Source organism: Acidobacteriota bacterium (assembly GCA_022340665.1).
Lineage (GTDB): Bacteria > Acidobacteriota > Thermoanaerobaculia > Thermoanaerobaculales > Sulfomarinibacteraceae > Sulfomarinibacter.
This window is the reverse complement of sequence record JAJDNM010000013.1, coordinates 18,627-40,337: the sequence shown is the minus strand read 5'-3', so window position 1 is coordinate 40,337 and position 21,711 is coordinate 18,627. Positions and strand designations below refer to the sequence as shown.

The window sequence follows — 21,711 nt, the reverse complement described above, 5'->3', positions numbered from 1 at the left end:
GCTATTCGGGATCTCAATATCGCCAGCTCTGGAGATCCGCCCCCTCTGGCGCGGACTGTTGGATCCGCTCCAGAATCCTCGGCAGGTACATCGTGTTGTAGCGCAGCCGGGAGATGTGGTTCGGATTCGACTGATCGCCGTTCCAACAGTGCTCCGCGCGGTCTCCATAGTCGATGAAACCGTCGTAGTAGGGATCGGAGGTGGATTCGAGGAACTCCTCGGTCAGGTAGACGGCGTTATTGAGGTAGTAGTTGTCCATATCGCCGGCGAATATGTGGATCTTGCCGACGAGCCGGGGTCCGATCTCGGCCCAGTCGCGCTCGAGGATGTGGCGCAGGTCGAAATGTTCTCGCCAGTATTTCGCCACCTCGGGATTGATGGCCCCGGTTTGCTTGTCCCAGAGGCGATCGGGATACCCGTCGTCTCCGACCGGTGAGTACACCGCTTCCCAGATGTCGAACTGCTGGCCGGATCGATTCTTGGTCCCCAGCGCCAGCTCCCACAGTCCGTCGTCCTGCATCGTCGCGGTGACATGGCCGAGCCAGTCGCGGCGGCTCGGGCGCTCGAGTCGACGGAAGGGGCCCTCGACGAAATAGGCGTTCGAATCGTTGTAGATGTCGAGCAGCAGGAATGCCCTGAAATCGATCGGGTCGGGACAGGCGGCGAATGCGCCGTTGTACTCGTCCGGGTAAAAGACCTGGGCTGCGAGGCTCTCCCAGCCGCCGGTCGAACCCCCGTAGAGGAAGCGCGACCAGGGCTCGCCGAGGCCGCGGAATCGATTCTCTATATACGGAATCAACTCGTAGGTAATGGCGTCGCCGTAGGGCCCGAGGTTGGCCGAATTGACCGCGTAGGAGTCGTCGTAATAGGGGTTCGCATGCTGAATCTCGATCACCAGATACCGCGGGAAACCGGGGCTGGTCCATTTCTGGAAAAAAGCATAGCTCTCCTCTTGGCGGATGCGGTTGTAACAGTCGACGCGAAACCGCTCCGAGTACTCGCAGTCGATCTGTTCGTCGGGTGGCTCGGTGCGGAAGTCACCAAAATCGCTCGGGAAATGGCCGTGGAAGATCATCAACGGATAACGCGCCTCGGGGTGTTCGTCGTACCCGTGTGGCAGGAGTACGTGAGCCCCGAGAAACATCGGCCGGCCCCAGAAGTCGGTCAGCAGCTTGCTCTGAATCCGTACGTGCTTGACGTACTCCGTGTCCCCGGGCGGGTCGATGGGCGGGATCATCTGGTCGAGGTTGATTCGGACGACCATGTCGCTGCCCGGATCGAAGCGGATCTCTTTTGGCAGACTGAAAATGTTGCCCGGTGCGCGATTCCACTGTTGCCCTTCACCACGGTCCATCGGCAACTTGACGGTGTGCCCGTCTGCGCGGTGGAAGGTCTCGTATCGGTGGATGATCGCCTGAACCGTGTATGTTCCCGAGGGAACGCCATTCAGGGTCTCGATCGGGTAGCCGAGGACTGATCCGTCGATTCGAATTGGCGTTTCGGCTGCCAGTCGGTCGACATCGACCCCGAACAGCTGAATCGCGTTCACTCCAGGCCGCACCTGGAAACGGGGCTCTTCAGCCCCGTCAGTCGTCAACATCAAGATCACGCGGCCGGAGATCGCTTCGGCTTCGATCTCGGAGGGCACCGTCATTTCGAACTCGAACGATGCCACTGGCCCCGCCGTATATGCCGCGAGGGCTCCAAGAACGAAGATCACGAGTTTCTTTTTCACTGTTTCCTCCGGTTTGACCCCGTGGTACCGCTTTCTGGCGGGCTTCCATCGTGCTGTGTGTTTTCGGATCAGATCCAATCTCGACCGCTGGCATCCTTGTACATTTCTTCGATGATGTCGGCGTACTTGGCGAGAAGAACGCGGCGCTTGAGTTTCAGTGTCGGCGTCAGTTCGCCCGCTTCCTGGCTGAATTCGTCCGGGATCAGGGTGAATTTCCGGATCGTTTCGTAGCGCGAGAACGAACTCATTTTGCCCTCGACGGCTTGACTGTAGAGAGCGATGACCTTCGGCTCTCGGCATAACGCCGATAGGTCTCCTTCGATCCCATGTTCCCGAGCCCACGACTCGAGGACCTCGGCCTGAGGCACGATGATTGCGCTGATGAAGTTGCAATTGTCGCCGATGACCATCGCCTGGGCGATGAGTTCGTGAGTTTTGAGTGCGTTCTCGAGCGGCTGAGGCGCGACGTTTTTCCCCCCTGCGGTGACGATGAGCTCTTTGATGCGATCGGTAATGAAGAGAAACCCGTCGGCGTCCAAGTGGCCGACATCCCCGGTGTGCAGCCAACCATTGGCGTCGATGGTCTCAATGGTGGCCTCGGGTTTGCGCCAGTACTCCTGCATGACGATGTCCCCGCGGACGCAGATTTCACCATCGTCGGTGATCTTGAGCTCGACCCCTGGGCCCGGCTTGCCGACACTGCCGTATCGCAGATCACCTCTCCTTCCTCCGGTCGCCGCGCCCGTCAGTTCTGTCATGCCCCACGCCTCGAGGATCCGGATGCCAATGGCATCGAAGAACTCAGCAAGACCTTTTGCCAGCGGGGCCCCGGTCGAGACGTAATAGTCGATGTTCCCCCCGGTTGCCGCGTGGATCTTCGCAAACACGAGCTTTGAAGCGATCTGGTGTTGCAATGCGAGAATAGGCCCGGGGCCGCCCGACTTTTCGGCTTCGCTGTGTCGACGACCGATGCCGATCGCCCAGCTGAAGAGGGCCCGCTTGGCGGCCGGGCCGTGCTGGACGCCGGCGTGTATCCGGCCGTGGATCTTTTCGTAGACGCGAGGCACGGCAACGATATGGGTAGGGCGGAACTCACGCAGGTTTTCGCCCAGAGCCTCGAGGCTCTCCGCGTAACCGATGTTGAAGCCGTGGAGCAGCGCAAACGAATCCACCACCCGCTGCAGAATGTGCGAGAGCGGCAAGAACGAGAGTAGGGAGTCCCCCTCCTTGCCTTCGAAGAACGGCCAGATGACCTCGAACTCGGCCATGAAATTGTGGTGGGTGAGGGCAACGCCCTTGGGGTCGCCAGTGGTTCCCGACGTGTAGACAATAGTTGCCAGGTCTTCTGGTTTCACCCGGCCTGCCATCTCGGCGAATTCCTCACGGGAGTGGCCGTCACCGAGTATTTTGAGCGTGTCGAGGCTGATGACGACGTCGTTCTCTTCCAGATCCTGCGGATAGAACACGACGACCTTCTCGATCGAGGGCACCCGATTGCGAATCGAGAGAACGGTCGAAAGGTGGTCCATTGAGGACACAAACACAACCTTCACCTCGGCATCGTGCAGGATGTAGGCGATCTGCTGGTCAATCAACGTCGTGTACAGCGGCACGCCGACGAAGCCGGCCGCCATGGCCCCGAAATCTGTTGTGGCCCACTCCGGTCGGTTTTCGGACAGAATCGCGACGCGGGAACCGGCCCCCAAGCCGAGGCTGGAAAGTCCAAATGCCGTCCTTGCAGCCTGTTCCAGCGCCCAATCGAAGGAGAAGTCCTGCCAGGATCCGTCCCGTTTGACCGTGAAGGCAGTTTTCTCGCCCCGACGCACGACGATCTCGAGGAAACACTCCGTGAGCGTGGCTCCCATTTCCCCTCCTCCCTGCGAGTGGCGTGGGTGATTGTACTTCCGGCAAACCGTAGCGGCAACGAGAACTCGTAGCGGATTCAGCCGTACTTACTCGGTGACTGCGTAGGTGAAGAATGCGCGGCCCGGCATGAGGTGGTGCCGGGGGTTGGTGTCGGTGACCTTGAGATGAAAATGGAAATAGATGTCAACACGGACATGTCCAGACCGCTCACCGAGTGCGAGCGCGATCTCATCGAGGCTTTGCTTGGAGCGGTACGGTCAGGAGTCGGTCGGTATATCGGCCAGCTTGACTCCGTCGAGGTGGTTGGCGGGTGTGGGTGTGGATGTCCGAGCATCAACTTCGCCGTCAACTCGGAGATTCCGGAATGCGGAGTGTCGCCACTGATCCTCGCGGATGCAGAATCGCCCGAGGGAGTGGCGGTTGGTGTGATCTTGTGGGTGAGGTCGGGGCGATTGAGCGGCCTCGAGGTCCACCCGTGGGACGGAACCGTGTCGTTCCGGCTTCCTCATCCGGAATCTCTGCACAACCTCAGGACCGGCACCGAGTGAACGGGTGACTTCGAAAGGCGTGATACCTTCATCTGTGATGACCGGAGATCGGTTGGAGGGATTCTCACGCGACGTCCTGTCAGGGCTCGAGCTCTCTTGAGAGCATGGAGGATTCATGAGTGACAGAGCCGGGAAGGGATGCGGCTGTTGTGGAGGCGGAATCATCGGTAGCATCGGTGCGGTGCTCGCGGCGTTGTTGAGCTGGAGCGTCAATCACAGTGTGCTGTGGGCTTTGCTCCACGCCTTTCTCAGCTGGTTCTACGTGATCTACCACTGGATTGCGTATGGCAAGGTGCTTCCCTGAGGTCGCCGGGACCTTCGCGAAGGTGGGTGTTATCGGCGACTAGTTGACGACCCCTGACTCACCGAAGTTCTGTTCCGCATACTCGAGCACCCGGTCATAATTCTCGTAGTCCTGGCAGTGACCCTGCAAGAGGTTGAAAATATCGGTCGCCTTGTCGATCTCTCCGGTATCTCCGTACGCGACCATCAGCTGTTCCAGAGATTCGCAGTCGAAGCGGCGCAGGAACCCCGAAGCCTCCGAAAAAACGACTGCGTATCCGGGTTGGTTGGTCCAGCTCAGGCAGAGCGCCAGGAAGGTGTAGATATTTCCGATGTAGGTCTCGTCGTATACCTCGTGCATGTAGGGCAGACAGCGGAAGAAGTAGGGAATCGCCTCTCCGTAATCGGCATCATCGAAGAGAATCACGCCGAGGGTGTAACAGGATTGGCAGTAGACACTCAGAACGTCATCGAAGGAAGCCAGGTAAGGTTCGTATGACGTGACCGACTCTTCGAGCACAGTCCTAGCACTGTCGATTTCCTCGAGATCGTAGTGGATCGTACCGATCAGACCGAGCAGGAAATTTCGCCAGTTCACCTCGTTCTCGCTGGCGAGGAGCTTTTCCAAATCGGAAATATCGCTGTGGTCCGCAGTTCGTTCGTCCATCCTCTCGATGGCACGTTCTATGCCTGCTGCGACCTTGCCACTTTCGTCGGTGCCGGTGTACCACTCTGGGATCTGCATTCTCGAACCCCTCCGCCGGGCGAAGAGTGTAGCTCGAACCCGAGTGAATCACCACCCGGATTCTGAGATATAATCTCGGTCAGTCATGAGCTGCAAGAAGGGTGAATCCAAGGTCAAGCCGAAACCGGGCCGCTACAAGTGCAAGGACTGCGGCGCGGTCGCCAAAAAGAAGAAGAAGAAAGACCTTTGCGAGCCGAAGAAGATCAAATAGGCGACCGCGGAGTCCGAAGGCAGTATTCGACTCGAACGCGACGTGTTGCTAGGCCGCATTATTCATGAAGTCTCTACTGCGGCCGGCGATGAACCGTACCCAGCGATGTCCGCTCGCCTCGGGTTGCTCGACGTACTGTCAAGTACGCCTCCGCGCCCCTCGGGTCTCAGCTGCTCTCCTCACAGTCCACCCTTCCTCCGTCACTCTTTTCACCAAAAGGGCTCGACTCTCCGGGTAGCTTCGGGCATTCTTGTGAAGGTCCATCCTTCTCCTCCGTTCTGTAGGTTTTCCCACCCACAGCATGACGGAAGAGTCCCGGATGGACCACTCCTTTTAGTGAACAACCTCGTGAGACGCCACAGCTAGGGCACGAAAAAAGCGCCCATGCCCCCGTATCGCCGACTGATTCGACCACCCTTCGGTATGGCATGGGCGCCGAATTGAACGCTCAGTATACGATACCCGGAGCCTCGCGCAAGGGAGCGCGATATGATCATCTGAGAAGTGCGAACGGAGTCCTGTCAGGACGTCCGGACCGCGACTGGAAATGGGAGAGAATGAATAACAACAAGGTGGAAGTCCGGTTTCAGGGCACGGTCCATAAAGTCGATGCGGGCATCCGCACCGACGATTTCCTGCGTCTGGTGAGCGGAGACATCCCCGACACGGTGCTTTCGGCGCTGGTCAACCGGCGGCAGGTGATGCTCGACTTCCCCCTGCGCGGAGAGGTGGATCTCGAGCTGGTTTGTTTTGGCGATCGCGAAGGTGAGTCGGTCTACAAACGGTCAGTGAGCCTGATGTTCTACGAGGCCTGCCAGCAGGTGCTTCCAGAGGCGCGCACTGTGATCGGCCAGTCCCTCGGAAACTGTTATCACTACCGGGTTCGGGGTGAGCACCCTGACCTGGAGGAAATGGCCACTGCAATCGAAAATGGAATGAACGAGCTGCTCCGCGAGCGTCGTCCTTTTCAACGCAATACAGTGACCATCGAGGAGGCGGAGAAGTACTTTCGCGTCAACGGATGCGAGGATAAGTTGCTCCTTCTCGCGACTCGCAGATCATCCACCGTCCACGTCATCAGCTGCGGTGATTTCATCGATCTCGCCCATGGACCCTATGCGCCCCACACCGGCTGTTGCCCGACGTTCGGCGTCATGCCTTTCGAGGGCGGCCTCTTGCTGCGGTTTCCGAGGCGGGCAGACCGCAGCCAGCTCCCGCGGTTCACACCGAGGCCCCTGCTGTACAACACCTATGTCGAAACCCAGAGTTGGCAGGAACTCCTTGGAGTCCAGAACGTCGGGCAGCTCAATCGACTGTGCCTCGACGACGACAGCGGTCAGATCATCCGAATTGCCGAAGGTCTGCACGAAAAGAAGATCGCCCACATCGCAGACCAGATCCTGACGCGGGAGCCTCGAGTTCGACTGATCACGATCGCCGGGCCGTCGGCGTCCGGGAAAACGACCTTTTCGAAGCGGTTGGGAATTCAACTGTGGGTGAATGGGATCGACATGGTGACCCTTTCTCTCGACAACTACTATGTCGATCGGATTGATACGCCTCGAAACGAGCAGGGTCAGCCTGACTTCGAGGTGCTTGACGCGATCGACCTCGACCTGTTTCATCGTCAGCTCTCGCAGCTTCTAGCTGGCAAAGAGGTCCTCACGCCTCGGTTCGACTTCGTTACGGGTCAACGAAAACCCGAGTCGGATTGGGTGCCCATGAAGCTCGAGGACCACCAGGTGCTCTCGATAGAGGGCATCCACGGGCTCAACGATCGACTGACGAAAACGGTTCCGCGAGACGAGAAGTACCGGATCTTCATCTCGGCTCTGTCCCAGCTCGCGATCGATGATCACAACCGCATCTTCACAGCCGACGCCCGGCTGGTTCGGCGTATCGTGCGTGACCACCTCTTTCGCGGGTTCGACGCGGAACGAACGATCGATCTGTGGGAGCGTGTTCGCCGCGGGGAGGGCACGTGGATCTTTCCGTTTCAGGAGCAGGCTGACGTGATGTTCAACTCGGCCCTGGTCTACGAACCGGCGGTGCTCAAGACCTACGCGGAGAGATTCCTGCTGCACGTGCCCAGGACCTGCTCCGCGTACACGGAGGCCTACCGCCTGCTCAAGCATCTGTCGATGTTTGTGCCGATCTTCCCCGACGAGGTGCCGCAGACGTCGATCCTGCGGGAGTTCATCGGCGGTTCCTCCTTCGAGTACTGAGCGTGGATCTCGTAGATCGGGCTGCAGCTGTCATCAATATTCTCGAGGCCCAGTACCCGGATGCCAATATCGAGCTCGATCACGGTTCACCCTGGGAGCTTCTGGTCGCCACCGTTCTCTCCGCCCAATGCACCGATGTTCGAGTCAATCAGGTGACCCCGGAACTCTTTACGCGTTGGCCAGGACCGCGGGAGCTGGCGACAGCAGATCAGGAGAGCGTGGAGTCCGTTATCAGGTCGACAGGTATGTTTCGGCAGAAGGCATCTTCGCTGCGGGCGGCGGCGCAGGCGGTGGCTTCCGATCACGGTGGTCAGGTTCCGTCAATTTTCGAGGCGCTGGTGGCTCTGCCTGGCGTCGGCCCGAAAACCGCAAAAGTCGTTCTCGGCAAGGGCTTCGGCATTCCGGCCGGCGTGACGGTTGATACCCACGTGAGGCGCTTGACACGACGTCTCGGTCTGACCAGCCTGGAGGATCCCGAGAAGATCGCGGCCGAGCTCGAAGCGTTGTTGCCGCGGGAGGAGTGGATCGATTTCTCGACCCGGCTGATACTGCACGGTCGCCGCGTCTGCACGGCGCGCTCACCGAGCTGCGATTCGTGTGTGCTCTCGGAGGTATGCCCGAAGATCGACGTGTGATCGGCCATACGAGTTCCCCCATCCACCCACCCACGGCCCGACGGCCCACACCTCCAATGACTCCGGACCATGGTTTGGTGGAGCCGTATTTCCGTATAGCCGTAAACCGGCTCAGCCCGGTCGGGTGCGCCACCTCCGATGCATCCACACCCACTGCTCGGGGTGGGCTCGCACCTGGCGTTCGATGGCCGCTGTGGCGGTGGCGGTCAGCTCCTCGACGCGGTCTTCGAGTGACCCGCTATCGGGCATCGGTAGGGGAGGGTGGATCTCAGCCCTGTGGGTTCCGCCCGGACGCCGGTGGATGAAGCTGGGGAGGACGGGGCATTCCCTCCGGATGGCCAACATGGCGAGCCCCGACGGCGTCCACGCGGGTTGGTCGAAGAACGGAACGAAGACGCCGGGGATGTCGCGGATGTCCTGGTCGATGAGAAGGCCTGGGACCTGATTTGCAGACAGGGCACGCACGAGCTGTCGCCCGGCGGCCGGCCCGCGGGGGATGATCCTGGTTCCAAAGCGGCTTCGCATGGCGGTCACCAGTCGGTCGAGGCGTGGGTCGTCAAGCTGACGTACGGCGGAGAGTAGCGGAATGCCTGCGATCGGAAGACGCGCGCTGAGAAGCTCCCAGTTTCCACAGTGTGCAGTTGCGATCATCGCGCCACCGTCTTCTTCGAGAGCTGTGAAGACGTGCTCCTCCCCCGTCAGCTCGCAGAGGGAAATGACGTCATCCGATCCAGCGTGCCACATCCTGGCCACCTCAGCGAGCATGAGGCCGAAGTGCCGGACACACCCACGCATGATGGCGACACGTTGACTTTTCTCCAGGTCGGGAAAGGCGATCTCGAGATGGATCTCGATTCGCCGGCGTGAACGGGGGAGCATTCTGAAGGCTGCCTCGCTGAGGACACGACCCATCGGTCTGGAAATTGTCAGCGGCAGAGACCCGCCGACCGCGACGAAGCTCCGGAGAGATCCGTAGAGCGCAAAATCTTTGACCGACGATGGCATGCATGGAGTTTAGCTGAGCTGAAGACTCAGATCTGAGTTTAGAGTTCGGAGTTGAGAGTTGAGAGGTAAGAGTTGAGAGGTCGCGCCGCGGCTTTCTGTCTACCGGGTCGGTGGAGAAAACTCTCAACTCTGAATTCTCAACTCAACCTCGTTGATTATCCGTTCCATGCCTCGATGCGGGTGATGGTGGCCGAGCGGTCGTCGATCTCGACCGTATCGCCGGGTGTCTTGCCCATCATCCGCTGAGCGAGCTCCGATCCGTTGGCGAAAATGCGGCGGTCGAGGTCTGTGTCCCAGGCCCCGAGGATCGTGATCGGCTCCAACGCAGTGCCGTCATCGTCTTCGACGTGGACCACAGTGCCGATGTTGACGGACGATGTGTCGGCCGCCCCCGGTTCGAGAATTCGGACAACAGCCAGCTCCTCCTGAAGCTTGGCCGCGCGCGCCGACTGGAGTTCCTGCCTGTCGCGAAGCATGTGGTATTCGAAATTCTCGCGGAGGTCTCCTTCGGCGGCAGCTGCATTTATGCCCTTGAGGGTCTTGGGGATCTCCACTTCGAGCAGCGTGCGGAGCTCCTCCTGCTTTTCTTCAACCGCCGAGCGGGTTGCAGCCAGCACCGGTCGCTGATTGGCTTCAACGTCCTGCCGTTGGTGCTGAGCAGCCTGTTCGACCAGCCCTTGCCGCTGTGGTTCGACCGAATCGATTCGAGAAATTCTCTGGCTGAACCGCGAGGCCTGTTGTTGATTGGCCGACTCCATCAACAGGCGGATTGCCACCTTGCCACCGTCGAGCAGCCCTTTCGCCCGGTTGCGATACGACGCGAACTCTTTGCGAGTCAGCGTGTCTGGGAGCTTTTCCAACAGCGACGGCGTGGTTCGCGTTCTGATCGAAGATGGACAATCGTCCTCCGACATCGTTTCGCAGGCCCAGATGAACTGTGCTGGATGGTTGTTGTGGTTGCGAAAAATCGCTTCAAGAGATTGATCTGCCCGGTCGGTGTATCCGGCGGATTCGAGTTTTGTCGTGATTTCGCTGAGAAGCTGACCGGCCTCTTCATGAAGGAGCCATTCCGCCCAGACCGCCGGCCAGCCGTCGGGGTAGTGCTCCGCGATGGCGGCGAGAGCTTCCGCCCTCGAGGCCCTGTCGGGGATGCCGGACAGGAGGGTCAGCCCCTCGACTCGGTCGACGAGGTCACGCCTACAGGCCTCGGCGGCGTCGGCACCGCCGGGCAGATTCGCGAGAACACCGGCCGTTTGCCAGGCAATTCCGGGAGCGTCCAACGCAAGATTGGCGAGAGATTCTTCGAGGATTTCGGCGGCTGCGGCAGCGGTATCGCGCCCACGTTCAGCAAGCCGGCGAGCAATCGCCAGCCGGTCTCCGGCTTCGGCTGCGCGTAGCTCCTCGAGAAGTGTTTCGTCGGCGCTCTCAGCACTTTGGCTGACCGTGTATCGAAGTCGAGAACCGGAGCCCGACGAAAGCACCCGTGGGTTCTTCCTGGCCTTCGTCCACCACGAGGTCCATTGTGCCGGTGGCAGCAGACCGTCGAGCGCACCTTTGATCGCACCGACATCTGACGGTTCGCCCAGACTTTCGAGGATTTCGGCAAGCGATTCACCCGGAGAGTCCTTCACGAACTTTGCGAGGTCGTCCTGGGCTTCGATCTTTCGTCTTCTGAAATCACCTTCAGGAAGGGGCCGCAGATGGCGCCTGGCGGCGCCGAACGGAATCGACACCGGCCGTGATCCCCCCAGATCAACCTTGATGTTCTCCAGCTGGAGGTTGAGGTCGACAACTCGTCCGACTCCTTGGCCGACGACTTCGACTACGGTACCGAGATCATGGTCGAGCCAACATTCCGCAGCCTCGAGAACTTCGTTCGGTCGACGCGCCGAGACCATCGGGTGGTGTTCGAGGACCGAGTCAACTGAAGGACTTTCTGCTCGTGCCCTCGCAAAAGCCGCGACCATTCTCTCGGTCAGTTCGGTGGGTGGCTTCGGGCTCGCTAGGCGAACCAGCTCTCTGAGGGCAGCGAGGGCTTCCGATGGATCCGCACTTTCTTCGAGCGCGTCTGCAAGCAGCTCGAGGAGTGTGCGCGCGAGGTTCTTTCGCTCTGCCTTCCAGGTCAAGCGTCGAACCTCGAGGAGTTCGGCAGTCGGAATCGGTTTCGCTTCCAGCGCTTCAAGCCACATCTCTTCGACGCGGTCCCAGTCCTCTCGCTCGAGCGCCTCTGCGAACTCGGGTCTGATCTCGATCGTTTCAGTCATCGACAATCCTTCACCCGTATCGGGCTGCGAATTGTAGCAGCGAACTCCGGGGCGTGAAAAGGGAAGTGCAGCCATGTCCGCGCATCTCAACGGGCGTGCCCGTTCCGGTGGCGAGCTGGAAGACGGATCGAATCCTGGAAGGAGGGGTTCTCAGCTCTTGGCCTGCGAGGTAGGTATTCGGAGGACGTCACCCGGGTATATGCGGGAGGTGCTGAGTCCGTTGACGCGCTGCAACTCGGAGATCGACACCCCGAAACGCTGCGCGATGTCGGAGAGAGTGTCACCCTTCTTGACCCTGTAGGTGCCGTCTTCAGTAGTCGCGCGAGCGCGGTCGGTTGGTTTGGCTGGTGCCGGGATTCGCAACCTCTTGCCGGGATAGATGCGAGACGAACTGAGACCGTTGATTTGTTTGAGGGCACTCACCGACACGGCGTATTCTCGGGCGATGTCGTACAGGGTGTCACCTTCACGGACGGTATGGGTCACTCCGCTGTCGGTCACGGACTGTGTCCGGGCGGCGCGCGATGATCCGGCCGAACTGCCGGGGATGACTAGGAGCTGACCCGGCCTGATGACGTCCTGGCGTGAGAGACCGTTTGCCGCACAGAGGCTATCGACCGAGACCGAGAAACCACGGGCGATGTGCGATAGGGTGTCATTCTTCTGCACGCGGTAGACGCCGTCCCGAGCCATTCGCCGAGGCTGGGGGTCTGCAACCGGTTCTCCACGTCCGAATCTGGGCACGATCAACGTCTGCCCGGGCCGGATGAGGCTCCCGCGCAGGGCATTGGCTTGGCGGATTGCACTGACGCTCGATCCATACCTGCGGGCGATTGCGTACAGGCTGTCACCGCTGCGGACCGTGTGTATCATGCGCGGCGCCCACTCGTCACGCGGTGTCGATGCGAGCACCGCCTCGGCTGCGGTTGCAGTACCGATTGGCAGACGAAGGGTCGTCGAGCTTCGCGCCGGCGTCAGATCCCGACGGATCGCCGGATTGAGCTCGCGCAGGTCGGCGAGCGGGATCCCCGACTCTTTGGCGAGGAACTGGAGGTCGAGAGCGTCGGGAACCTGGATCGAATCAAAGTCCCATGGTTTTTCGGTCGGCGCGGTGAAACCGTACTTTTCCGGATGTTTGGCGACAATCACTGAAGCGATGAACGCCGGCACGTAGTTCCGGGTCTCCCGAGGCAGGTATCGGCGCAGGGCCCAAAAGTCGCGGCTGCCTGAGCGCCGGATTGCACGGCGGACGTTTCCGGCTCCGGAATTGTACGCCGCCAGAGCGAGATACCAGTCGTCGAACTGACGATAAAGATCCGAGAGAAAGGCTACTGCGGCATCTGTGGACCGCTCCGGATCGCGCCGCTCATCGACCAGGGAACCGACGTCGAGCCCGTAGTGACGGCCAGTCGACGAGATGAACTGCCACATCCCGTGGGCCCTGGCGCGAGAATAGGCCTTGACCGAAAACGCGGACTCGATCAACGGCAGATAGGAGAGATCCTGCGGAAGTCCGGCGTCGGCGAAGCGGGCGCGGATCATCGGTAGGTAGGTTCCGGCACGAGCGAGACCTGCTTCGATGCGTCGGTTATATTCAGTGGCAGCGGTCATCGCCTCGAGATAGCGGTCGACAGTCGAGTTCCGCTCGAGGGGGAAATCGCTCGGCGGAAGCAAGCTGTCCATAACGGTTTCGGTGATCACGTCGACATCGAGGTCGGCGTCGATCGGCGGCAGCAAGACATACTCTTCCCCCTCGATACCGGCGAACTCATCTTCTGCGGGTTGAAGTGCCGCTTCGATTTCGTCGGCCTCATTGATGAGGTCGGCCACGAAATCGAGGTAACTGGATCCGATCGGATAACCGGATGGCAGATCCAGCACGAGGCAGATCGCATCGTCGGCCAGCGCGACAGCCGATTCTCCCTCCCCTCCGGCCTTGAGCCGTTGCGCCTCCGCCATCAAATTATCGGCGAAATCGCGAGTCGACTCCTCCCACAGACGATAGGACGCGGCGGTTTCAGCCTCTGCTGGATGCGACTCGAGGTCAGGGGAGCTCTGTGTCGTGGAGCTGCACGAGATCAGCAATGCCGCCGCCACCATTGTGCACAGGAGTCGGCAGCTTGAAGCCGAGAGCCCTCGATTCAACGAAGGTTCTCCAGATCCAGAGAAAACCGAAGACGTATCTTCCTGAGCGCAGCAGCATCTTCGATATCGACGGACACCGGATCGAAGGTGTGAATGATTTCACCCCCTCCATCCTGGATCCTGATCGCGATCTGCATGCCGCGCATGTTCTTGAATATGTCCGAGTTCAGGCTCTGCTCGACCTTGCGGCGCAACTCGCGAGAATTACCCAAATCTCCGGAAATCAGGGAATCGAGGTCGAGATCCGGTGTCGACCTGTCGAATTTTCGGTCGCCACCACCCATCGTGGCCTGTTTCCTCAGACTGTCGAGCTCTGCGAGGATGTCCATTTGGTTGGAGACCTGCACTCGCTTGACGTCCGGAGGCGCGGTCGGTTCATCAGTAGCTTCCGCGTCGAAGGAAACATCGATGATCTCGACGGTTTCGTCTTCCTCTTCCTCGAGCACCTCGTCCGCAGATTCCGGTTCCGGTGACTGTTCCTGCGGTACATCGTCAGGAGGAGGTGGCTCGGCCTGGACCGCGACCTCGGCGTGTTCGTCAGACGTCTCTGCGGGCGGGCGTACCTCTGTCGGGATGGCAGGGGCTTCGTCGCCGGGTGGCTGCACGGTTCCCTCTTTGTCTTCCGTTTCGGCGGCGGCCACTTCAACGGCCACGGCCTCCTCTTCTATCGCTGCGGAATCCTCGTCGCCAACCCCTTCTTCAGCGGCTCGAGCGAGGGACCTGGCCGAGATCGTTTGTGCGGGCTGTGGTGCGCGGACGGGTCGAACCGTCGGCCCGGAAATCGTGGTCTTCGCGGTCGAATCGTCGGGCGCCGTCATCCGGACTTTGAGCTTCTTCAGCGTGAGCTTCGTGACGTCCTTAAGAGTTTCGATGACCCCGTCACCATTCACTGCGGAAGCCTCGTGGAAATTGAAGGTCCCGTCGGGATTGAGGTCAGAGTTGAGCTCGTCGATCGTGAGAATATTGCCAAGGTCCCGCTTGTTGTATTGGAGGACAAGCGGGAGATCTGAGATCTCGAGTCCGAACTCCTTGAGGTTGTCGACCAGGCTTTCGAAACTTTCGATGTTCGCGTCGCGCATCGGGCGCTGCGAATCGGCAACGAATACCAGGCCGTCAACACCTTTCAACACGAGTTTTCGAGTCGTGTTGTAAAAGACCTGACCCGGTACGGTGTACAGCTGGAGGCGTGTCTTGAAGCCGCCGATGGTTCCGACCTCGATGGGCAACAGGTCGAAGAACAGAGTGCGGTCGGATTCGGTTTCGAGCGAGACCATTTCGCCGCGAGATCCCGGTGCTGTTTTGGCGTAAATGTAGCTGAGATTTGACGTTTTGCCGCACAGACCAGGACCGTAATACACGATCTTGGCGGCCATCTGCATTGTTGCCCAGTTGAAGAAAACCATGCCGTTGTTGCGATCCTGTCCGCAAATTCCAAGCTAACACAATGCCCTGCAACGGTCAATCATCACAGTCGGTTGCGAATTCGGAGAGTGTTTTCGGACAGGTTCGACCGGTGGTCCTGGCGAGGTCTCGTGGATACCAGCGATGCTACAATAAGGCGGGCCGTTCCAAGTGTCTCTCGCGTGCAAAAGGTGACCGACTGGCAACCGAGAGTGGATGGTGGAGCGGCCGCAGATTGAGGTGATATCTGACATGCAGCTGAGCAAGAGAGCCCTGTCTGTTCTCTGTGCGGTGGTGGAGCTTCACATCCGCACGGGCGAACCAGTCGCCTCGAAAGAGGTGGCTCGGCACTCGGGGCTCGGTCTATCTCCTGCAACCATTCGAAACGTGATGGCCGAACTGGAGGAGCACGGCATGTTGTCCCGAGCTCACAGCTCGGCGGGACGCGTTCCCTCCGATCAGGGGTACCGACGCTACGTCGACAGCATGCCGCGCCGGAGCGCTCCGACGCCTTTGGTGTGTCGAGAGCTCGAAGAGCGTATGACGGCAATGCGAAGAGAGCTGGTCGAGGATATCGAGTGGGTCGCACAACTGATTGCGGGAGCCACGAGTGAAGCTGGAATGGCGGTGCGGCCAATGAGTGAGGGACCGATTCTTGAAGCCGTCTCGCTGGTCAAGCTCGACCCGAACCGCGTTTTGGCTGTAATCGTGATGGACGATGGTGCAGTCGAGAAACGAGTACTTGAGATCGATGGCGATCGAACCCGTGAACAACTGCAGACTTTCTCGAATTTTCTCACGAGAAACCTTGCGGGGCTACCGCTGAGGAAAATCGAGGCGAATTTCGAGGATATCTGCGTGAACGAACTGGGGAACGCCTCGCGGGATCTGCAGCTCGAGACGCAAGAAATCGCGCGACAACTGTTTTCGAGCGAGGAACGAGACGTGGAGGTGTGGGTGGCAGGAACCGAGAACCTGCTGGCCATGTCCGATTTTGGAGACGTCGAGCGAGTTCGATCACTACTGTCGACCCTTCATGACCGGACACGGATAGCGAAGGAATTTCGAAGAGCCTTCGCCCGTGGTCGGACCCAGATTTTGATCGGAACGGAATCAGAGGCTACGGCCTCCGGCAGTCTGGGAATGGTGGCAACGTTGTTCTTCAGAGACAACCGCAGAGCCGGCGCGGTGGGCGTGGTGGGCCCGAGGCGTATGGACTACCAGAAGATCGTTCCGGTTGTCGAATATGTTGGAGACACGTTGACACAGATGCTGGAAACACCTGGAGCGAGTGATGCCTGACGACAGAAAATTGCCGAATGACGATGGTCTGCCGACTGAAGAGGTCGAAATTGAGTTCCTCGACGATGAAGTTGAAGGTGAAGTGATCGAGGAAGAACCGACAGGTGTCGAACCGGTATCGAAGGAGACTCAGGAAGACGAGGCCGCGAGTCTGAAAGCGGAACTCGACCAGGTGAGAGACATCTATCTTCGAAAACTCGCGGAGTTTGACAATTTCAGAAAGCGTGTCGATCGCGAGCGCGAGGACTACAGGCAGGCGGGGGTCGAAGCAATGGTGCGCGACCTGCTGCCGGTACTCGACAATTTCGAACGAGCGCTTGAGCATGCGGAGGATGACAGCGGCGCCCTTCTCCAGGGAGTCGAAATGATCTCCAGGCAGCTTTGGGACACTCTCGAACGCCGTGGAGTCAAAGAGATCAATCCGGTTGGCGAAGAGTTCGATCCGGAACTTCACGAAGCGGTCCAGCGTGTGGAGGACGACAAGCTGCAACCTGGATCCGTGGCCTGGGTCATGCTCAAGGGTTACGCGATGGGTGATCGGCTCATCCGGCCGGCAATGGTCGGGGTGGCGGTCGAGCCGGGAAGTGATTCGGACGGTGGTGGAGGCGGGCCGTGAGCAAGATCATAGGCATCGATCTCGGCACCACCAACTGTTGCGCTGCGGTTGTCGACGTCACGAAGCCGGTCGTGATACCGAATAGAGAAGGGGCGAGGACCACGCCTTCGGTGGTCGCGTTCACGGCGTCGGGCGAGCGGCTCGTCGGGCAGATCGCACGCCGCCAGGCGATGACGAATCCGCAGAACACAGCCTACGCGGTCAAACGACTCATAGGGCGCCGTTACGACTCCGAGGAGGTACGGTGGGCGAGGACCCTCGTTCCCTACGAGGTGGTCGAGGCCGAGAATGGGGACGTGAGTTTGGAGATTCTGGGTCGAGCCTACAGCCCGCCCGAGATTTCGTCCTTCATCCTTCGCGAGATTAGAGAATTTGCCGAGGAGTTTCTGGGCGAAGAGATCTCCCAGGCCATTATCACCGTTCCCGCCTATTTCGACGACAGCCAGCGACAGGCAACCAAAGATGCCGGCACCATCGCCGGGCTCGAGGTGCTGCGTATCATCAACGAGCCGACTGCGGCTTCCCTCGCATATGGTTTTGGCAAGGACAAGAATGAGACGATCGCCGTCTACGATCTCGGTGGAGGAACGTTTGATATCTCGATTCTCGAGATCGGTGACGGGATCTACGAGGTCAAATCGACGGCGGGAGACACCTTCCTCGGCGGCGAAGATTTTGACTCGAGAGTGATGGAACACCTGCTGCAAGAGTTCAAGAACGAGACCGGCCTCGATCTGTCGGAAGACATGATGGCGATGCAACGGATCAAAGAGGCTGCCGAGGCGGCCAAATGTGAGCTCTCGAGCAGCGAGGAGACGGAGATCTCACTCCCGTTCATCGCTGCCGACCACACTGGCCCGAAGCACCTTCAGGTTCGGCTTTCTGAGAGCCAGCTCGAGGGCCTGGTCGCTGATCTGGTCGAGCGGACTCTCGAGCCATGCAGGAATGCCCTTGAAGCGGCACGCCTCGAACCGGAAGATATCGAGGAGATCATCCTGGTTGGTGGCCAAACCCGTATGCCGCTCGTCCAAAAAACGGTAACCGAGTTCTTCAAGCGCCCTCCGAACCAGGACATCAACCCGGATGAGGTCGTAGGGATCGGTGCGGCCATTCAGGCGGGCATTCTCCAGGGTGAGGTCAAGGACCTGATCCTGCTCGATGTCACACCGCTTTCTCTGGGCATCGAGACTCACGGTGGGTTGTTCACCAAGATCATCGAACGAAACTCGACGGTGCCGACCAAAAAGTCGATGATATTTACGACCGTCGGCGACAACCAGACGACGGTGAACGTGCACGTGCTCCAGGGTGAGCGCGGCATTTCCAGCGAGAATCGATCCCTCGGTCGATTCGATTTGGTGGGAATTCCGCCCGCCCCGCGTGGCGTGCCGCAGATCGAGGTGACTTTTTCGATCGATTCGAATGGAATTGTCAACGTCGGAGCCCGAGATCTGGCAACCGGCAAGGAACAGAGCATCGAGGTCAACCCGGCGGGCGGGCTCTCCAAGGCTGAAATCGACGCCTTGATTGCAGAGGCCGACAAATTTCGCAAGGACGATCAGGAGCACCGCGAAATCCGTGAGCAGCAGAACCGGCTCGAGGGTCTCCTGTACACCAACGAACGCGTGGTGAAAGAATTTGGCGCGGGTTTGAGCGGGGACGACCGTGAACAGGTGCGGTCAACCCTCAACCGGGCGAGGAAGGCCCTGACGAGCGAGGAACGGTCGGTTCTCGAGGAAGCCATCTATGCGGTCCAGGATGCCGCCCAGGTATTGACCCAGGTCATCATGCTCGACCCGGTTGCCGCTCTCGGTGGGAGCCTCAAGATGAACCCTGACGCGCCCGGTGGAAAAGCCGCCGGAGACGAACCCGAAAGCGAGCCTCAAGAGTAGATGCCAGCAGGTACCCGGCGAGATTATTACGATATTCTCGGTCTCGGCCGAGATGCGTCGTCATCGGAAATCAAGGCGGCCTACCGCAGGCTTGCCGTGAAATACCATCCTGATCGCAATCCGGATGATCCTGGCGCCGAGGAGAAATTCAAGGAGGCGTCCGAAGCGTACGCGGTGCTGTCCGACGGTGACAAACGGTCGCGATACGACAGGTTCGGTCACCAGGGTCTCGGAGGTGAGGGTTTCACGGGATTCGATCCCAACGCGTTTGGTGACTTCGCCGATATTCTCGGGGATCTTTTTGGCTTCGGGGACATCTTCGGGTCGCGGCGCCGCGGGGGCGGCACACGTCCGCGACGCGGCCACGACCTCCAGTACACCCTCAAACTCAGCCTGGAGGAAGCGGCCACCGGAGTCGAACGATCGATCCGCGTTCCGAGATCGAAGACCTGCGACCACTGCTCGGGCTCCGGATCCGAACCGGGAACCAACCCTGAAACATGCGGCACCTGCCACGGCTCAGGCCAGGTAGCTTTCCGGCGCGGTTTCCTGTCGGTCGCTCAGACCTGCCCGACATGTAACGGCAGACGGCAGGTCATTCGTGACCCCTGTAACGAGTGCAGGGGGACCGGGCTCACCGAAGAAGAGGCGGTGCTGAAGGTGACGGTACCGGCTGGCGTGGACACGGGAATGCGGCTTCGGCTCGCCGGTGAAGGCGAGAGCGGCTCCCTTGGAGGTCCGGCAGGCGATCTCTTTGTGGTCATGGCGATCGAGGAGCATGAGCTTTTCCAGCGAGACGGCACCGATCTTCATTTGGAGCTTCCCGTCTCTGCGTTCCAGGCGATGCTCGGAGCCAAGGTGCCGATGACGACCATCCTCGGCGAGGAGAGGGAAATCGACATTCGTCCTGGTTCTCAACCGGGTGAGGTCATTAGAGTTGGTGGCTCCGGGATGCCTCACGTCAACGGGCGCCGCCGTGGCGATCTCCACGTCCACCTGCGGGTTGTTGTTCCTTCAAAGCTGAACAGCGAACAGCGAAAGCTCGTCCGCCGGGTGGCGGACCTCGGTGGAGGTCTTGAGCCCGAAGTCGATCGTGGTTTCTTCGAGCGCCTGAAACGAGCATTTGGCGGCGGCGAATAGCCGGTAGGCACCTTCGTGAATGATCGCGGCTAAACTGGGCTGGCGATCGGACCATGTCCAGAATGAAACAGCGAATCGAAGATTTCATTTGCATCCGCTGCCGGATTCGTCCGGAGCTCGAAGAAGAGCTGGCAGAGGTTTTCGCGCCCTGGGGCGTCCTCGGTGCGGAAATTGGCGAGGTTACCGATCAGGGAGTTGATATTGCAGTGTTTCTTGACTGTACGGAAGCGGAGGGGGGCGGTGAGGAGCTATGCCGGGAGCTGAGTAATCGTGGCGCGGAGGGCATTGAGTTAGGCCGGCTCGATTCCAGAGATTGGCTCGCAGAATATCGCAGCCGGGTTTCGCCGTTCGCGGTTGGAGGTCGTTGGTGGATCGACCCCCACCCGGATTGCCCGACGCCCGCCCCCCAACACAGGTTTCGACTGGTCATCGAGCCGCGAATGGCGTTCGGGACTGGCTCTCACGAATCGACACGAGCCATCCTTGAAATTCTCGAAGACATAAACGTTGGCGGTCAACGAGTGCTCGACGTCGGTACCGGTTCGGGAATCCTCGCTCTCGCTGCCGAGAAGCTAGGGGCGGCGTTTGTGGTAGGTCTCGATATCGATCCGACAGCTGTCTGGGTTGCGTCGGAGATCGTCTCCCAGCAGGATTGGCCGTCTCGAGTGAAGCTCCTACTTGGATCCGTTGATTGCCTGCGAGAGGAACAGTTCGACGTCGTGCTTTGCAACATGATCACCTCCGAGTTTCTGCCACTCGCGCTGAATCTTCGGAGGAGAATCCATTCGAACGGTATGGTCGTGTTTTCCGGCCTGCTTCGCACGGAGATCGAGGCGGTTTCTGCCGCACTCATGTCCGATGGGCTGGAGGTCGTTGATACCCATGAGCTCGGGCAATGGGCGGCACTCACCACCAAGTCAGCGGCCGTCCCATGAAGAAACATCCCTGGATTCTCACATCGCCCGGGATGATCGAGGTCGGCGAATTCGTCGTCCTCGACCCTGGCGAGGCGCGTCACGTGACCGGTTCGCTGAGAAGGCGAGTTGGCGACGAGATCGTCTTGGCGGATGGCCGGGGCCACATTGCGTTGGCGCGCCTCACAACGGTAGAGAGGGGAAAGGTCGAAGCCGAGATCCTCGCCGCACATCGGGAACCCGAACCGATATCAGAGGGAGTGACGGTGGCACTCGCGATGGTCGGCGGCCAGCAGATGGACTGGGCGGTGCAAAAGGCCGTCGAGGTCGGGGTGCGGCGGTTCGTGCCGCTGGCGACAGAGCGGTCACAACTACGAAAGCGGGAGGGACACGGCCGGATGAATCACTGGCAAAGGGTGTCGCGCCAGGCCTTGAAACAATGCCAGCGGCCCTGGGCGATGGAGATAGGGCAGGTAGTGACCCTTCCAGAATTCGTCGAGAATCACCGCGCGGGAGGGGTAGTGGCTGACCGCGCAGGGCGCGCGTTTGATGAGCTTCCGGACGCATCAGGAAACGCTTTGGTCGTAGGGCCTGAAGGCGGGTTTTCGGAAATCGAAGGCATTATCTTCGATCGAAACGGTTGGACGCGGTTACGCCTTGGGCTGCATATTCTACGCTCGGAAACGGCTGCGATTGTCGGTGGGGCGATGATGGTTGCCCGCGAAGGACAATTGAGAGTTGACAGTTGAGAGTTACGCACGCCCTTCGGGCGTCGTGACTCCCCG

17 protein-coding genes and 1 pseudogene are annotated in these 21,711 nt (G+C 59.9%); 10 read left to right on the top strand and 8 right to left on the bottom strand.

Going from position 1 to position 21,711, the window contains the following annotated elements; translation table 11 throughout:
* Positions 1-13: 13 nt before the first annotated feature.
* Together LJE93_02370 and LJE93_02365 are read right to left on the bottom strand one after the other, a co-directional pair.
* Positions 14-1,735, bottom strand: a complete 1,722-nt coding sequence (locus LJE93_02370) for a hypothetical protein (protein MCG6947746.1) — start codon at positions 1,733-1,735, stop codon at positions 14-16.
* Positions 1,736-1,803: 68 nt separating this feature from the next.
* Complete coding sequence (locus LJE93_02365; GenBank protein ID MCG6947745.1) at positions 1,804-3,600, bottom strand: long-chain fatty acid--CoA ligase; 1,797 nt, start codon at positions 3,598-3,600, stop codon at positions 1,804-1,806.
* Between the two features lie 165 nt (positions 3,601-3,765).
* Between LJE93_02365 and LJE93_02360 the strand changes: the two genes are divergently transcribed.
* Positions 3,766-4,149, top strand: a complete 384-nt coding sequence (locus tag LJE93_02360; protein ID MCG6947744.1) for a hypothetical protein — start codon at positions 3,766-3,768, stop codon at positions 4,147-4,149.
* Between the two features lie 115 nt (positions 4,150-4,264).
* Entirely contained in the window at positions 4,265-4,453 is a 189-nt protein-coding gene (locus LJE93_02355) for a hypothetical protein (GenBank protein MCG6947743.1), read from the top strand.
* A 39-nt stretch (positions 4,454-4,492) separates the two neighbouring features.
* Here the strand turns inward: LJE93_02355 and LJE93_02350 are convergent, their stop codons facing one another.
* On the bottom strand, positions 4,493-5,176 hold the full coding sequence (locus tag LJE93_02350) for a hypothetical protein (protein ID MCG6947742.1): 684 nt from the start codon (positions 5,174-5,176) through the stop codon (positions 4,493-4,495).
* A 349-nt stretch (positions 5,177-5,525) separates the two neighbouring features.
* The gene (locus LJE93_02345; protein MCG6947741.1) at positions 5,526-5,651 is read right to left on the bottom strand and encodes a hypothetical protein; all 126 of its coding nucleotides are present in this window, start codon (positions 5,649-5,651) and stop codon (positions 5,526-5,528) included.
* A gap of 293 nt (positions 5,652-5,944) precedes the next feature.
* On the opposite strand from LJE93_02345, the gene LJE93_02340 reads away from it, so the two are divergent.
* Together LJE93_02340 and nth are read left to right on the top strand one after the other, a co-directional pair.
* Entirely contained in the window at positions 5,945-7,612 is a 1,668-nt protein-coding gene (locus LJE93_02340; GenBank protein MCG6947740.1) for a nucleoside kinase, read from the top strand.
* A gap of 2 nt (positions 7,613-7,614) precedes the next feature.
* A complete protein-coding gene (gene nth / locus LJE93_02335) occupies positions 7,615-8,247 on the top strand; it encodes an endonuclease III (GenBank protein ID MCG6947739.1) in 633 nt (210 codons plus the stop codon).
* A 111-nt stretch (positions 8,248-8,358) separates the two neighbouring features.
* Here the strand turns inward: nth and LJE93_02330 are convergent, their stop codons facing one another.
* The 4 genes and pseudogenes from LJE93_02330 to LJE93_02315 form a co-directional block, all read right to left on the bottom strand.
* On the bottom strand, positions 8,359-9,252 hold the full coding sequence (locus tag LJE93_02330; protein MCG6947738.1) for a hypothetical protein: 894 nt from the start codon (positions 9,250-9,252) through the stop codon (positions 8,359-8,361).
* Between the two features lie 155 nt (positions 9,253-9,407).
* Complete coding sequence (locus tag LJE93_02325; GenBank protein MCG6947737.1) at positions 9,408-11,516, bottom strand: GreA/GreB family elongation factor; 2,109 nt, start codon at positions 11,514-11,516, stop codon at positions 9,408-9,410.
* A 150-nt stretch (positions 11,517-11,666) separates the two neighbouring features.
* Positions 11,667-13,661, bottom strand: coding sequence for a LysM peptidoglycan-binding domain-containing protein (locus tag LJE93_02320; protein ID MCG6947736.1), 1,995 nt, complete (start codon positions 13,659-13,661; stop codon positions 11,667-11,669).
* An 824-nt stretch (positions 13,662-14,485) separates the two neighbouring features.
* A pseudogene (locus tag LJE93_02315) lies at positions 14,486-15,064 on the bottom strand (gliding-motility protein MglA).
* A 250-nt stretch (positions 15,065-15,314) separates the two neighbouring features.
* On the opposite strand from LJE93_02315, the gene hrcA reads away from it, so the two are divergent.
* The 6 genes from hrcA (at position 15,315) to LJE93_02285 (ending at position 21,675) form a co-directional block, all read left to right on the top strand.
* Positions 15,315-16,364 carry a heat-inducible transcriptional repressor HrcA gene (gene hrcA / locus LJE93_02310; protein MCG6947735.1) on the top strand — a complete coding sequence of 350 codons (1,050 nt, stop codon included), beginning with the start codon at positions 15,315-15,317 and terminating at the stop codon, positions 16,362-16,364.
* Positions 16,357-16,980: a nucleotide exchange factor GrpE gene (grpE, locus tag LJE93_02305; GenBank protein ID MCG6947734.1), complete on the top strand. Its 624-nt coding sequence runs from the start codon at positions 16,357-16,359 to the stop codon at positions 16,978-16,980. The genes hrcA and grpE overlap by 8 nt, the downstream gene beginning before the upstream one ends.
* Positions 16,977-18,872: a molecular chaperone DnaK gene (gene dnaK, locus LJE93_02300; GenBank protein MCG6947733.1), complete on the top strand. Its 1,896-nt coding sequence runs from the start codon at positions 16,977-16,979 to the stop codon at positions 18,870-18,872. The genes grpE and dnaK overlap by 4 nt, the downstream gene beginning before the upstream one ends.
* Positions 18,873-20,012 (top strand): molecular chaperone DnaJ, encoded by a 1,140-nt coding sequence (gene dnaJ, locus LJE93_02295; protein ID MCG6947732.1) that lies wholly within the window; start codon positions 18,873-18,875, stop codon positions 20,010-20,012.
* A 62-nt stretch (positions 20,013-20,074) separates the two neighbouring features.
* Positions 20,075-20,947, top strand: coding sequence for a 50S ribosomal protein L11 methyltransferase (locus tag LJE93_02290; GenBank protein MCG6947731.1), 873 nt, complete (start codon positions 20,075-20,077; stop codon positions 20,945-20,947).
* Positions 20,944-21,675 carry a 16S rRNA (uracil(1498)-N(3))-methyltransferase gene (locus LJE93_02285; GenBank protein MCG6947730.1) on the top strand — a complete coding sequence of 244 codons (732 nt, stop codon included), beginning with the start codon at positions 20,944-20,946 and terminating at the stop codon, positions 21,673-21,675. Before LJE93_02290 ends, LJE93_02285 begins: the two co-directional genes overlap by 4 nt.
* Positions 21,676-21,711: the final 36 nt, after the last annotated feature.

Bases quoted from the DNA above. Each gene is read 5' to 3' on its own strand.
- LJE93_02365 (MCG6947745.1), bottom strand. From the start codon at position 3,600: ATGGGAGCCACGCTCACGGAGTGTTTCCTCGAGATCGTCGTGCGTCGG.
- LJE93_02360 (MCG6947744.1), top strand. From the start codon at position 3,766: ATGAAAATGGAAATAGATGTCAACACGGACATGTCCAGACCGCTCACC.
- LJE93_02355 (MCG6947743.1), top strand. From the start codon at position 4,265: ATGAGTGACAGAGCCGGGAAGGGATGCGGCTGTTGTGGAGGCGGAATC.
- LJE93_02350 (MCG6947742.1), bottom strand. From the start codon at position 5,176: ATGCAGATCCCAGAGTGGTACACCGGCACCGACGAAAGTGGCAAGGTC.
- LJE93_02345 (MCG6947741.1), bottom strand. From the start codon at position 5,651: ATGGACCTTCACAAGAATGCCCGAAGCTACCCGGAGAGTCGAGCCCTT.
- LJE93_02340 (MCG6947740.1), top strand. From the start codon at position 5,945: ATGAATAACAACAAGGTGGAAGTCCGGTTTCAGGGCACGGTCCATAAA.
- LJE93_02330 (MCG6947738.1), bottom strand. From the start codon at position 9,252: ATGCCATCGTCGGTCAAAGATTTTGCGCTCTACGGATCTCTCCGGAGC.
- LJE93_02325 (MCG6947737.1), bottom strand. From the start codon at position 11,516: ATGACTGAAACGATCGAGATCAGACCCGAGTTCGCAGAGGCGCTCGAG.
- hrcA (MCG6947735.1), top strand. From the start codon at position 15,315: ATGCAGCTGAGCAAGAGAGCCCTGTCTGTTCTCTGTGCGGTGGTGGAG.
- grpE (MCG6947734.1), top strand. From the start codon at position 16,357: ATGCCTGACGACAGAAAATTGCCGAATGACGATGGTCTGCCGACTGAA.
- dnaJ (MCG6947732.1), top strand. From the start codon at position 18,873: ATGCCAGCAGGTACCCGGCGAGATTATTACGATATTCTCGGTCTCGGC.
- LJE93_02290 (MCG6947731.1), top strand. From the start codon at position 20,075: ATGAAACAGCGAATCGAAGATTTCATTTGCATCCGCTGCCGGATTCGT.
- LJE93_02285 (MCG6947730.1), top strand. From the start codon at position 20,944: ATGAAGAAACATCCCTGGATTCTCACATCGCCCGGGATGATCGAGGTC.